The sequence below is a fragment of the Bacillus sp. MM2020_4 genome, from assembly GCF_011250555.1.
GTDB lineage: Bacteria > Bacillota > Bacilli > Bacillales > Cytobacillaceae > Neobacillus.
Genome location: NZ_JAANMZ010000024.1, coordinates 1 through 12,567, shown reverse-complemented (window position 1 = coordinate 12,567; position 12,567 = coordinate 1). Strand labels below are relative to the sequence as shown.

At 42.4% G+C, this 12,567-nt stretch carries 11 protein-coding genes, 9 tRNA genes and 1 rRNA gene; 19 read left to right on the top strand and 2 right to left on the bottom strand.

Annotation, left to right across the window (positions count from 1 at the left end):
• The first annotated feature begins 74 nt into the window (after positions 1 to 74).
• Together G6554_RS15240 and cshA are read left to right on the top strand one after the other, a co-directional pair.
• Complete coding sequence (locus G6554_RS15240; RefSeq protein WP_166243330.1) at positions 75 to 1,454, top strand: UDP-N-acetylmuramoyl-tripeptide--D-alanyl-D-alanine ligase; 1,380 nt, start codon at positions 75 to 77, stop codon at positions 1,452 to 1,454.
• A gap of 543 nt (positions 1,455 to 1,997) precedes the next feature.
• Entirely contained in the window at positions 1,998 to 3,491 is a 1,494-nt protein-coding gene (gene cshA, locus G6554_RS15235; protein ID WP_166243328.1) for a degradosome RNA helicase CshA, read from the top strand.
• A gap of 74 nt (positions 3,492 to 3,565) precedes the next feature.
• Here cshA and G6554_RS15230 read toward each other — a convergent pair whose 3' ends face one another.
• Positions 3,566 to 4,294, bottom strand: a complete 729-nt coding sequence (locus G6554_RS15230) for a rhomboid family intramembrane serine protease (RefSeq protein WP_166243326.1) — start codon at positions 4,292 to 4,294, stop codon at positions 3,566 to 3,568.
• A 94-nt stretch (positions 4,295 to 4,388) separates the two neighbouring features.
• On the opposite strand from G6554_RS15230, the gene acpS reads away from it, so the two are divergent.
• The 6 genes from acpS (at position 4,389) to G6554_RS15200 (ending at position 10,453) form a co-directional block, all read left to right on the top strand.
• Entirely contained in the window at positions 4,389 to 4,739 is a 351-nt protein-coding gene (gene acpS, locus G6554_RS15225; protein ID WP_166243324.1) for a holo-ACP synthase, read from the top strand.
• A 183-nt stretch (positions 4,740 to 4,922) separates the two neighbouring features.
• Complete coding sequence (locus G6554_RS15220; RefSeq protein ID WP_166243322.1) at positions 4,923 to 5,936, top strand: LolA family protein; 1,014 nt, start codon at positions 4,923 to 4,925, stop codon at positions 5,934 to 5,936.
• Positions 5,937 to 6,037: 101 nt separating this feature from the next.
• The gene (gene alr, locus G6554_RS15215) at positions 6,038 to 7,201 is read left to right on the top strand and encodes an alanine racemase (protein ID WP_166243320.1); all 1,164 of its coding nucleotides are present in this window, start codon (positions 6,038 to 6,040) and stop codon (positions 7,199 to 7,201) included.
• 261 nt (positions 7,202 to 7,462) lie between these two features.
• Positions 7,463 to 7,744 (top strand): CopG family ribbon-helix-helix protein, encoded by a 282-nt coding sequence (locus G6554_RS15210; protein WP_166243318.1) that lies wholly within the window; start codon positions 7,463 to 7,465, stop codon positions 7,742 to 7,744.
• A 4-nt stretch (positions 7,745 to 7,748) separates the two neighbouring features.
• Positions 7,749 to 8,099 (top strand): type II toxin-antitoxin system endoribonuclease NdoA, encoded by a 351-nt coding sequence (ndoA, locus tag G6554_RS15205; RefSeq protein WP_007083556.1) that lies wholly within the window; start codon positions 7,749 to 7,751, stop codon positions 8,097 to 8,099.
• A 218-nt stretch (positions 8,100 to 8,317) separates the two neighbouring features.
• Positions 8,318 to 10,453, top strand: a complete 2,136-nt coding sequence (locus tag G6554_RS15200; RefSeq protein ID WP_166243422.1) for a Tex family protein — start codon at positions 8,318 to 8,320, stop codon at positions 10,451 to 10,453.
• A 51-nt stretch (positions 10,454 to 10,504) separates the two neighbouring features.
• Here G6554_RS15200 and cmpA read toward each other — a convergent pair whose 3' ends face one another.
• A complete protein-coding gene (gene cmpA, locus G6554_RS15195) occupies positions 10,505 to 10,618 on the bottom strand; it encodes a cortex morphogenetic protein CmpA (RefSeq protein WP_007083554.1) in 114 nt (37 codons plus the stop codon).
• A gap of 98 nt (positions 10,619 to 10,716) precedes the next feature.
• On the opposite strand from cmpA, the gene G6554_RS15190 reads away from it, so the two are divergent.
• From G6554_RS15190 to G6554_RS15140, 11 genes are all read left to right on the top strand, one after another.
• The gene (locus G6554_RS15190) at positions 10,717 to 11,190 is read left to right on the top strand and encodes a SprT family protein (protein WP_166243316.1); all 474 of its coding nucleotides are present in this window, start codon (positions 10,717 to 10,719) and stop codon (positions 11,188 to 11,190) included.
• Between the two features lie 108 nt (positions 11,191 to 11,298).
• Positions 11,299 to 11,373 (top strand) — tRNA-Asn (locus G6554_RS15185).
• A gap of 3 nt (positions 11,374 to 11,376) precedes the next feature.
• Positions 11,377 to 11,467, top strand: a tRNA-Ser gene (locus G6554_RS15180).
• 18 nt (positions 11,468 to 11,485) lie between these two features.
• A tRNA-Glu gene (locus G6554_RS15175) sits at positions 11,486 to 11,557 on the top strand.
• Between the two features lie 57 nt (positions 11,558 to 11,614).
• Positions 11,615 to 11,689: transfer RNA gene (locus G6554_RS15170), tRNA-Gln, on the top strand.
• 18 nt (positions 11,690 to 11,707) lie between these two features.
• Positions 11,708 to 11,792 (top strand) — tRNA-Leu (locus tag G6554_RS15165).
• 62 nt (positions 11,793 to 11,854) lie between these two features.
• A tRNA-Leu gene (locus G6554_RS15160) sits at positions 11,855 to 11,940 on the top strand.
• A 62-nt stretch (positions 11,941 to 12,002) separates the two neighbouring features.
• Positions 12,003 to 12,079 (top strand) — tRNA-Arg (locus G6554_RS15155).
• 8 nt (positions 12,080 to 12,087) lie between these two features.
• Positions 12,088 to 12,164: transfer RNA gene (locus G6554_RS15150), tRNA-Pro, on the top strand.
• 16 nt (positions 12,165 to 12,180) lie between these two features.
• A tRNA-Gly gene (locus G6554_RS15145) sits at positions 12,181 to 12,254 on the top strand.
• Positions 12,255 to 12,368: 114 nt separating this feature from the next.
• A 16S ribosomal RNA gene (locus G6554_RS15140) occupies positions 12,369 to 12,567 on the top strand; the annotation flags it as partial.

Sequence of the window (12,567 nt, the reverse complement as noted above, 5' to 3'; positions counted from 1 at the left end):
AGGGAGACAAAGGTGACACGGCTAAAATGCCGTGTCCATTTGTAGTTTCAGAAAAGAATAGAGGAGGGTACTATTTGATTAAGCGATCTTTGAAACAGATTTCAGAAATGGTTTCTGCTGCTAATGACATCCCCCAGTTTGCTGATGTAATGATTGAGGGGGTAACGATTGATTCCCGAAAAATAAAGGCCGGCAATTTATTTATTCCCTTTAAGGGCGAGCGTGCAGACGGGCATAAGTATGTTGAGGAGTCGATTCGAAACGGGGCAGCGGCAGCCCTGTGGCAAAAGGATGTGCCAAACCCGCCGGCAGATTTACCGATTATCATTGTCGATGACTGCCTTATTGCCTTACAGGAATTAGCGCGCAACTATCGCCAGGAATTACCTATTAAAGTTGTTGGAATTACGGGAAGTAATGGGAAGACGACTACTAAGGATATGACTGCCGGGCTATTATCGATCCAGTATAAAGTCCAAAAGACGGAAGGAAATTTCAATAACCACATCGGTATGCCTTTAACTGTTTTAGGCCTAAAGGAAGACACTGATATCGCTGTCCTTGAGATGGGGATGAGCGGCCGGGGAGAAATTGAGTTCCTGACAAAACTTGCCTGTCCTGATGCTGTTATTATTACCAATATTGGGGAGTCACATCTTCTTGACCTTGGTTCGAGAGAAGGAATTGCGGAAGCAAAGCTAGAGATTCTTCATGGCCTTCGTGATGGCGGACTAGCTGTCCTCCATGGCGATGAACCGCTTCTGATGGAACGAATCCACCGCTATAAAGGGAATGTAACTGTTCAGACCTTTGGCAGAAACGAATCCAATGATCTATATCCAACAGAAATTACCCAAATAGAGCAAGGAAATTCCTTTAAAATAAATGCCGTTTCGGACGTAGTTTTCGACCTTCCTGTTCTCGGCACACATAATATATTAAACGCGCTGGCATCGATGTTAATTGCCAATCATTTTTCCATTCCCTTTGAAAAAATGATTGCGGGCTTGGCCAGTATTAAGCTGACTAATATGCGGATGGAACTGGTAGAAGGTCAGAATGGGGAAAAGATTATTAACGATGCCTATAATGCCAGTCCAACCTCGATGATGGCTGCAATCGAATTGGTGTCAAATCTCCAAGGGTATGAGCGGAAAATCCTAGTCCTTGGTGATATGTTAGAGCTTGGACCACAGGAGGAGCAATATCATCTGCAAATTGGATCAGGGTTACAAGCAGATAAGATTGATTATCTCTTTACTTTCGGTGTGCTTGGCAGGGAGATTGCCAGGGGTGCAAGACAGACCTTGGGGGAACAAAACGTATTTGCTTTTACTGATAAGACGGAACTTATTCAGAAGTTAAAAACGTTCGTGGATACTAATACACTAATCCTTGTGAAGGCCTCCCGCGGAATGAGGCTAGAGGAAATCGTTTCGTCTTTACAAAAGTAGAGGATGAAATGATTTTTAAATTTCTTCAAGGGAATGAATGATTCCACTGTTTTAAAAGAAAACTAACAGAAACCCCTTCGGAGGGATTTGAAACCGCATATTTGCCACTGTGAGGAACAGACTGCCCTATTTCTCAAGTAACAGATTTCTGCTAAAGCGGTAAGCCAATTTACTGTCTTTATTGCAAAGGACTAATAAAAGTGGTATGATAGTCATCAACGTGTCTAAAGGACGATTTAAAAGGGCATACTCCTTTGGAGAATGTTCTTTTTATTTTGAATAGGGCGGAGCGCCGCCAAAATGAGTTATTAATTGTAATTTCCGAATTTCCTTTCGTAATATGGATAATTCTAAGCTCTGCTCACACCGCCTTTATAAGTTGGTGTATCACTCATAACCAGGTTCCTTTCCATGATGGGATTTGGAATAATCACCATGTTCGTTTTTAGGGTGAAATATAGTACACCTATTACTGCACTTGATGCGTATGAATATAAGCACGTAGGCAAACCATTTTCAAAAAGATGAAGGAGAATGAAAACATTGACAAAGTTTGAAGAACTAGGTCTGAGTCAGGCCACTTTAAAAGCTGTCCTCAAAATGGGTTTTGAGGAAGCAACACCAATCCAGGCAGAAACTATTCCATTGGGCTTAAAAAATATTGATTTGATCGGTCAAGCTCAAACAGGAACAGGAAAAACAGCTGCATTTGGAATTCCGTTGGTTGAAAAAGTAGATGTTAGTGCGGATGCGATCCAAGGGATCATTATTGCACCAACTCGAGAACTTGCCATCCAGGTATCGGAAGAACTTTATAAACTTGGTTCAGGCAAAAGAGTTCGCGTATTGCCAATCTATGGCGGACAAGACATCAGCCGCCAGATCCGTTCATTAAAGAAAGCACCGCATATCATTGTAGGGACTCCTGGACGGGTATTGGATCATATTAACAGAAAGACCATGCGCCTTGATACCGTTAACACAGTCATCCTCGATGAAGCGGATGAAATGTTAAACATGGGCTTCATTGAAGACATTGAATCCATTCTTGCTGCAACACCTGATGATCGCCAAACGTTGCTCTTCTCAGCAACAATGCCTGGTCCAATTCAAAGAATGGCAGAAAAGTTCATGAAGGATCCGCAAATTGTTCGTGTAAAAACGAAAGAATTGACGATGCCTTCCATCGAACAATATTACCTTGAAGTGCAAGAAAGAAATAAATTTGACGTTTTAACAAGACTCTTGGATATCCAATCACCGGAATTAGCGATTGTGTTTGGTCGTACGAAGCGCCGTGTTGATGAATTATCGGAAGCATTAACGTTAAGAGGATATACAGCAGAAGGTATTCATGGTGATTTAAGCCAGGCTAAACGTATATCTGTTCTTCGTAAATTTAAAGAAGGTACTATCGATGTCCTTGTAGCAACAGACGTTGCAGCGAGGGGCCTAGATATTTCTGGAGTTACCCATGTATATAACTTCGACATCCCACAAGATCCGGAAAGTTATGTACACCGAATCGGACGTACGGGTCGTGCTGGTAAAAAGGGTATTGCTTTAACTTTCATTACACCGCGGGAAAAATCATATCTTGCAGTCGTTGAAAGAACAACGAAACGTAAGATGGAAAAAATGAAGGCTCCAACGCTTGATGAAGCATTAGAAGGCCAACAAAAAGCGGTTGTTGAGAAAATCGTCCAAACGATCGAATCAAACAATTTACATTATTATAAAGCGGCAGCTCAAGAATTACTTGAAGAAAATGATGCTTCAACAGTAATTGCAGCAGTTCTTAAAATGTTAACAAAAGAACCGGATACAACTCCGATTAAATTAACAGAAGAACAGCTTCCACAAAAAAGAGATAGAAAACCACAAGACCGTGACCGTCGCAGAAGAGATGATTCTCGTGGATCATACGGCGGAGGCGGCGACCGCAATCGTAAAAAGGCACCTGTGAAGCCAAGAAGCGGTGAAAAAAGAACTGGTGGAAAATCAACAAAACCAAGAAGCTATAACCACCAATCATAAAATGAAGAGCATGGATAATCTCCGTGCTCTTTTTTGTGTTAAACCGACAGCCGATTACTAGGAATCGGCTGTCGTTATTTTTGCGCTAAAAGACCAACAATTGCAATGATGATGATAGCAGCCCAAATTAGTACTTTTACAGGGGATTGCGCTGCGGCTCTCTTTCTGTTGGTGCTGGCCCAGTTTGCTGTGCTTCTTATAGAATCCGAAAGGTTCTTTTTATTATAGTTAGGAATGGCACCAAGTAAAAAGCCGCCAATTAACCCGAAGAGGTGAGCGGTAATATTTATATTTGGCTGTAAAAAGGTCATAATCAAGCTGACGACACAAAGTATGAGGATAATTTGCGAGTTTTGCTTTGAAAGCATATGTTTTTGAAAGATAATAATCGCAAGATAGTAACCGAAAAGCCCAAAGATAGCACCGCTTGATCCAACATGGGTATAGGTTAATGGTTCAAGTAGAAGTGTAGCGACGTTCGCGATGAGTCCGGAGAGAAGGTAGACGAATAAGAATCTGCCGCTACCAAGTATCCGCTCGAGCGCCGGTCCGAATAAAACCAGAGAAAAACTATTAAACAACATGTGGGCAAAGCCGCTGTGCATAAATGTTGGCGTAATTAACCGCCAAACTTCTCCTTCCGTAATATAAAGGTTAACACCGGAAAAAGTTTGAATGAACCATTGGTTTGGGAATATTGGTAAAATGGTTAAAAGATATAATAGGATGTGAATGGCAACAATAATAGAAACCAGCGGATAAAAACGAATAAATTCACGAAAGCTTTCTGTTCTTGTAAACAAAATGAAAAACCTCCCCTCACATACCATCATAAACAGATTCTCTGTCTTATACACTATTATGCAAAAGATATATTAAATAGAAGGAAGATGAACGATGATTAAAGGGATTGGGATTGATATTATTGAACTTTCACGGGTGCGGGAGATTATCGCTAGACAAAGTAAATTCGTCGACCGAATCCTAACAAGTAATGAAAAGAGTAAGTTTGAGGACTTATCCGAAACTAGAAAGGTGGAATTTTTAGCAGGTAGATTTTCAGCAAAGGAGGCTTTTTCAAAAGCGATGGGCACAGGTATTGGGAAAGAGCTTTCCTTTTTAGATATTGAAATAGATACAGACCAACTGGGGAAGCCGCTTATTGTAAGGCCAGAGGTGAAGGCGCATCTGTCAATCTCCCACAGCAGGGAGTATGCAGTTGCGCAAGTAATTATTGAGAGTGAGTAAACGTTGAGAATCGTCCAGCTCCGGGCGCCTTCCGCTTATATTTTTTTCGCATATTCACCCAGGTTGTCTCATATATTCATAGGGAAATAGGAGAGACAAGGTCAGCTATGGTTATTGAAGCCTGATTCCTGCCTTTCTCTTCTTTGATAATCATATGAAATGAGACAAGAAGGGGTTGAAGGGATGAGGAAAAAGTGGTTGCTCCTCTTAATGGGGCTGGTCGTCATTTTTATGCTTGCTGCCTGTGGTTCAAAATCACAGGACGATGTGGTGAAGGAATTAAAGGGTAAACAAGGTGACTTAACCAGCTATAAGGTGAATGCAACGATGACGTTGAAAATGGGCGCTGACTCACAGGTGTATAAGGTAGAAATCTGGCATAAGGACCCAACATTCTATCGCGTCAATTTGAAAAATGCCGAAAAAGACCAAAGCCAAATGATTTTACGAAATAACCAAGGGGTGTTCGTTCTTACTCCTGCATTGAATAAGAGCTTCCGTTTTCAAAGTGATTGGCCGCAAAACAGCAGCCAGGCCTATTTATATGAATCATTGATTAAAGATATTGTCGCAGATAAAGAGGCTAAGTTCACCTCAACAAAAGACCATTATGTATTTGAAACGAAAACACGTTATCAAAATAATAGTATGCTTCCAATCCAAGAAATTAAGCTTAATAAAAGTGATTTATCGCCAGCTATGGTAAAAGTGATGGATCCTGATCGGAATGCCCTTGTGACGGTTGAATTTTCGAAGGTAACGTTTAATGCAAGTTTTGATAAGGATGATTTCGATATGAAGAAGAACATGACCCGTGCCCAGCTTAATTTACCGGCGATGGCAACTGGCGGCGATCAAGCCTTTACTGTCATGTATCCGACCTATAAGCTAACAGGAACCAAGTTGATCGGGGAAAAGACAATCAATATCCAGGATGGTAAAAGGGTAGTTCTCACCTATGACGGTAAAAAATCATTTACGCTTGTCCAAGAAAAGGTTACAGCGAAAGTGGCATCCACTTCCCCAACCAATGTGGAAGGTGATATCGTTGATTTAGGTGTCACGATTGGAGCGGTTTCCGACCATTCCCTGTCATGGTCACATGGCGGAGTTGATTACATGATTGCTTCGAAAAACCTAACGACTGAAGAAATGATTGAGGTAGCTAAATCGGTTCAAGGCGACGCGGTAAAATAATCTTTACACATTCTGCAGGCTCTCACTATTGGGAGCCTGTTTTTTACTTTTTGTGATAAAATAAAAACAGTTCTAATTTATTTTAGGAAGTGGAAAGAAATATGGAAAAGCAAGGATATTTTTATCGAGATACATGGGTTGAGGTCGATTTAGATGGGATCACTGAAAATGTCAGTTCCTTTAAAAGACATTTACCTAGCCAAGTCGATATTATGGCAGTTGTGAAAGCCAATGCTTATGGCCACGGGGATATTCAGGTAGCGGAAACAGCACTTGCGGCAGGGGCGAAGTATCTGGCAGTCGCCTTTATGGATGAAGCCATCGCCTTAAGAAATAAGGGAATCACGGCGCCGATTCTCGTGCTGGGTGCGACCCGTCCTGAAGATATTCGAATGGCAGCAAAATATATGATCACGCTAACTGTTTTTCAAAAGGAATGGCTTGAAGAAGCGCAAAAATATATAGTAACGGGTGAACGGGTATCGTTTCATATCAAGGTAGATACGGGTATGGGCAGGCTCGGTGTTCGGAGCAGTGAGGAATTAAACGTCGTTGAGCAAATCATTTTAGCGGATGAACGATTTCTTCTAGAAGGAATCTTTACCCATTTTGCCACTGCGGATGAACTGGATAGTACCTATTTTAAACAGCAGCTTACTCGCTTTGAGGAAATAGTCAGCTGCCTAACGGAACGTCCAAAGTATGTCCATACCAGTAATAGTGCAGCAGCAATCCGCTTTCCTAATGCCTATTTTAATGCGGTGCGTCTCGGAATCTCGATGTATGGATTAACCCCTTCTATTGAGATGGAAAAGGAAATTCCATTTCCGTTAAAGGAAAGTTTCTCCCTGCATTCCCGGCTTGTCCATGTAAAACAGCTGCAAAAGGGAGATAAAGTGAGTTACGGGGCAACCTACGAATGTGAAGAAGGGGAGTGGATAGGTACGATTCCAATTGGCTACGCTGACGGGTGGATCCGCAAACTGAAAGACCAGGAAGTACTTGTTGGTGGAAACCGTTCGAAGATTGTCGGCAGGATCTGTATGGATCAGTGTATGGTGCGTCTTCCTTCGTATATGCCTATCGGGACACCAGTAACGTTAATTGGGAGGCAGGAGGAGCAATTTATCTCAGTGAATGAAATCGCTGCAAAACTTGAAACGATAAATTATGAGGTGCCATGTATTATATCAAATCGTGTTCCACGCCTGTATAAAAAGGACGGAAAAATTGTCGATATAAAAAATGGGCTCCTTCATCAATAACAGGCGTAAATAAGGAAATTCGAACATATTTATGATATTGCGGTAATTTGTGCATAAAAGGATCTTTAATTGGCTTATAATACAGTAGAATTATATTTAGTCTATGAATTGGGCTCGATTAGTGTTATTATAAAATATGGTACAGATAAAACTCGCCGAATAGCGTGCTTAAGGGCCGTTCATGAGGTGTTGTATTTATGCGACAGAATGCATTTCTGGTTAGCTAAAAATGGTGTGTAGTGATGGTGGAGGTGTATGTTTGTGTCTGAATCCGGCGCAACTACGGAAATCTTAGTGAAGTTACCGCAACATCTTTTAACTGAGTTAGATGGTTTCGTTAAGCAAGAAAATGTAAACCGGAGCGAGTTTATTTACCAAGCAACAAAGATGTATTTGCGCGAACGAAAGAAGAGACAAATTCGCGAGTCGATGAGACGTGGATACATGGAAATGGCAAAGATCAATCTTAGAATTGCATCAGAAGCATTTCTGGCAGAATATGAGGCAGAACATACTGTAGAACGTCTTGTAAGCGGAGGGTAACCCTTTGATTGTCAAGCGTGGTGACGTATATTTCGCGGACCTATCCCCAGTTGTTGGTTCTGAACAAGGCGGCGTCCGTCCTGTACTTGTCATCCAAAACGACATCGGGAATCGGTTTAGTCCCACAGTGATTGTTGCAGCGATTACAGCTCAAATCCAAAAAGCGAAGCTTCCAACACATGTAGAAATTGATGCGAAGCGCTACGGATTTGAACGAGATTCGGTCATTCTGCTAGAGCAGATTCGTACAATTGATAAGCAGCGGTTAACCGATAAAATCACCCATCTCGATGACGAAATGATGGAGAAAGTGGATGAAGCCTTGCAAGTAAGCTTAGGACTCATCGAATTTTAGTTTTAAATACGCTCTTTTAAAAAGAGCGTTTTTTCATACATATCATGCCTCGTGATATTTCTGCCAATGAGCAAGCTAACATAGCTTGCTTTTATTTTTGCATTGAAACGCGCATGGACTGGGATGTTTAATGAAACACCCATACGATTTTGGTACAATATAGGAAAAGTGAATGGAGGAAAAATTTAGTGATCGATACAGCCGTAAAGGATGAACAAATGTTAGGAAAAATAGCCGCTGAACTAGCGATCCCTTATAAACAAGTGAAAAGTGTTATTTCGTTATTAGGTGAAGGTAATACCGTTCCGTTTATTGCCCGCTACCGAAAGGAAATGACCGGTGCCCTCGATGAAGTGCAAATCCGTACCATTATGGAACGCTCACAGTACATACAAAACCTAGAGCAAAGAAAGGAAGAGGTTCTTCGCATTATTGCCGAACAGGGCAAATTAACGGAAGAACTTAGCCAAAGTATAACGAAGGCGGAAAAACTTCAAGAGGTGGAAGATTTATACCGTCCTTATAAACAAAAAAGGCGGACGAAAGCGACTGTTGCCAAGGAAAAAGGCTTGGAACCACTTGCTGAATGGTTGATGACATTTCCGAAAGACAGTATGGAAGAAAAAGCGAAGCAATTTTTAACAGAGGAGGTACTTGCAGTTGAAGATGCCATTGCCGGCGCAAAGGACATCATCGCTGAATGGGTTTCTGATGATGCGGAAAGCCGTAAGTGGATCCGCAAAGAAACATTGAAATCAGGTCATGTCGCTTCAAGTGTAAAAGATGCGGAGAAGGACGAGAAAAAAGTTTATGAAATGTACTATGAGTATGAGGAACCGGTTAGCAAAATTGTCCCACACCGAACGTTAGCCTTAAATCGTGGTGAAAAAGAAGACATATTACGGGTTTCTATTAAAATGAATAGCGATCTTATTTTGTCCTATCTATCGAGAAAATGGATTCGTAATCAGCATTCTCCGGTTGCCCCGATTGTCTTGGAGGCCATGGAAGATAGCTATAAACGTTTGATCCAGCCGTCAATTGAACGAGAAATCCGCAGTGAGTTAACGGAAAAGGGCGAAGAACAAGCCATTCATATATTCTCGGAAAATCTCCGTAATCTATTATTGCAGCCGCCTCTAAAAGGAAAAGTGGTCATCGGTGTTGACCCTGCCTATCGTACCGGTTGTAAATTAGCAGTAGTAGATGAAACGGGGAAAGTCCTAAAAATCGATGTGATTTACCCGCACCCACCGGTCTCGAAAAGAAAGGAAGCGCGTGAAAAGTTTATACAGATTTTACGTGAGTATAAGGTGGAAATGGCGGCCATCGGAAATGGTACGGCATCGCGGGAGACGGAACAGTTTGTTGCCGATATATTAAAAGAAATGGAAGAAGAAATCTTCTATTTAATCGTTAATGAAGCAGGTGCCAGTGTCTATTCCGCTTCAGACCTTGCTAGAGAAGAGTTTCCTACTTTTCAAGTAGAAGAAAGAAGTGCCGTCTCTATCGCACGCCGCTTGCAAGACCCACTAGCTGAATTGGTAAAAATAGATCCTAAATCAGTGGGTGTCGGCCAATATCAGCATGATGTTACGCAAAAACGCTTATCTGAATCCTTGCATTTTGTCGTCGAGACTGCTGTTAACCGGGTTGGTGTCAATGTCAATACCGCTTCATCCTCGCTTCTACAGTATGTAGCAGGATTAAACAAAACAGCTGCAAACAATATTGTGAAAAAGCGCGAGGAGGAAGGAAAATTTACAAGCCGCGTTCAATTGAAGAAGGTCCCTCGTCTCGGCGCGAAGACTTATGAACAAGCAATCGGCTTTTTACGTGTACTGGATGGTAAACAGCCGCTTGATCGGACGGGAATTCATCCGGAGAACTATGATGAAGTAAAAAAGCTGTTGGGTAGCCTTGGTTTTACCGCTAATGACCTAGGGTCGGAAGAGCTTAAGACCGCACTTAACGGTCTCGATTTACAACTAGTTTCTGAAGAACTTTCAATCGGCGTACTTACCCTAAGGGATATCATAGATGCCTTGGTAAGACCGGAACGAGATCCGCGTGATGATTTGCCTCGTCCGCTACTGAAAAAGGATGTTCTAAAACTTGAGGACCTTAAAGCAGGAATGGAACTGCAAGGAACGGTTCGAAATGTCGTTGACTTTGGAGCGTTTGTCGATATTGGTGTGAAGCAGGATGGGCTTGTGCATATTTCAAAACTAAGCAATCGATTTGTGAAACATCCGCTAGACATCGTCTCTGTAGGAGATGTCGTTACTGTTTGGGTGGACTCTGTCGATATGAAAAAGGGCCGCGTTGCCTTAACCATGCTGCCGACGGCATAGAGCAAGGGATCCTTCAGACTCAGAGCATCTTAAAAATAAGAAACACTGCCTCTAAGAGCAGTGTTTTTTTCTGTAAAAAAACCAGCACTGATTTAACAGCTTAATCTGATAGCGATCCTTCTCATAAAAGGCCCTTTTCATTTGGTTTTGCAACCAAGTTGGCATAAATAAAACCTCCCGAAAAGTTCATCAATCTAAAGGTATATACAATATATGCTATAATGGGTTGTCAACGTTCGTGCGGAAGGCGGGAGATCTTAAAAATGGAACAAAAAGCACTTCAATTGTTGGTTGAGAAGATATCAATTGATTCGTTTGACAAACCATTCAAACATCAAGCGTCGTTCAATCCAAGATTAAGGTCGACGGGTGGAAGATACCTACTCGGTACACATAATATTGAAATCAATAAGAAGTACCTGGAGCAGCTTGGTGAAAGAGAATTAGTAGGCATCATCAAGCATGAACTATGTCATTATCACCTTCACATAGAAGGAAAAGGCCATCAGCATCGAGATCAAGCATTCAAGATGTTATTGAAAAAGGTAGGAGCACCAAGATTTTGCACACCGCTACCAGAGCGGCAAGCGAAACGCACGGCTAAAAAGATACTCATTTATGAGTGTACGAACTGTAAGCTCTCATATAAGAGAAGAAGAACCATTGATACAAGTAGGTATGTGTGTGGGAAATGTCGAGGGAAATTGACAAAGCTGAAAGAAATAATCCTTGAATAACGTAAGAATATGGAAGAGATTTTTATCCGAAAATCATGTTGACTTTCTATTGTTTCGTCATTATAATGGTAAGAGTCGATAGGGCAAACGCCTTATTGAAATCATTATTCCGCAGTAGCTCAGTGGTAGAGCTATCGGCTGTTAACCGATCGGTCGTAGGTTCGAGTCCTACCTGCGGAGCCATATGGGGAAGTACTCAAGAGGCTGAAGAGGCGCCCCTGCTAAGGGTGTAGGTCGGGTGACCGGCGCGAGGGTTCAAATCCCTCCTTCTCCGCCATATGTTTTCTGCAATTCCGGCCCCTTGGTCAAGCGGTTAAGACACCGCCCTTTCACGGCGGTAACACGGGTTCGAATCCCGTAGGGGTCATCTGGAGCGGGAAGTGACTTTGATTCATTTCCTGTTTCTTATTCATCACTTCTTTATTGGGCTATAGCCAAGCGGTAAGGCATCGCACTTTGACTGCGACATGCGTTGGTTCAAATCCAGCTAGCCCAGCCACTTTTATAAAAAAAATATGCGGGTGTGGCGGAATTGGCAGACGCACCAGACTTAGGATCTGGCGCCGCAAGGCGTGGGGGTTCGACTCCCTTCACCCGCACCAAACATTACCACTTGAATTATACTGGTTAATGTGTTATGATTATTTTTGTCGCTAATTCACTTGCGGTCGTGGCGGAATGGCAGACGCGCTAGGTTGAGGGCCTAGTGGGGGTAACCCCGTGGAGGTTCAAGTCCTCTCGGCCGCACCAAAGAAACTTGTTGACAAACCAAACCTGAGTATGATATACTTTAAAAGTTGATTTTAAATAATGCGCCCGTAGCTCAATTGGATAGAGCGTCTGACTACGGATCAGAAGGTTGTGGATTCGACTTCTTCCGGGCGCGCCATTACTTTTCGGGAAGTAGCTCAGCTTGGTAGAGCACTTGGTTTGGGACCAAGGGGTCGCAGGTTCGAATCCTGTCTTCCCGACCATTATAAAAATAAATACGCGGGTGTAGTTTAGTGGTAAAACCTCAGCCTTCCAAGCTGATGTTGTGAGTTCGATTCTCATCACCCGCTCCAAAATACCTTTTATTGCTCTTTGAAAACTAAACAAACAAAAACGTCAACAAACAATATTTTTTAGTTTCAATATATATGAAACTAAGCCAACGTAACAAAATGAGCTAATCAACTTTCTTGGAGAGTTTGATCCTGGCTCAGGACGAACGCTGGCGGCGTGCCTAATACATGCAAGTCGAGCGAATCTTTGGGAGCTTGCTCCCATTGGTTAGCGGCGGACGGGTGAGTAACACGTGGGCAACCTGCCTGTAAGACTGGGATAACACCGGGAAACCGGTGCTAATACCGGATAATCCATTTCCTCTCATGAGGA

Bases quoted from the DNA above. Each gene is read 5' to 3' on its own strand.
- alr (WP_166243320.1), top strand. From the start codon at position 6,038: ATGGAAAAGCAAGGATATTTTTATCGAGATACATGGGTTGAGGTCGAT.
- G6554_RS15200 (WP_166243422.1), top strand. From the start codon at position 8,318: ATGTTAGGAAAAATAGCCGCTGAACTAGCGATCCCTTATAAACAAGTG.
- G6554_RS15220 (WP_166243322.1), top strand. From the start codon at position 4,923: ATGAGGAAAAAGTGGTTGCTCCTCTTAATGGGGCTGGTCGTCATTTTT.
- G6554_RS15190 (WP_166243316.1), top strand. From the start codon at position 10,717: ATGGAACAAAAAGCACTTCAATTGTTGGTTGAGAAGATATCAATTGAT.
- cmpA (WP_007083554.1), bottom strand. From the start codon at position 10,618: ATGCCAACTTGGTTGCAAAACCAAATGAAAAGGGCCTTTTATGAGAAG.
- acpS (WP_166243324.1), top strand. From the start codon at position 4,389: ATGATTAAAGGGATTGGGATTGATATTATTGAACTTTCACGGGTGCGG.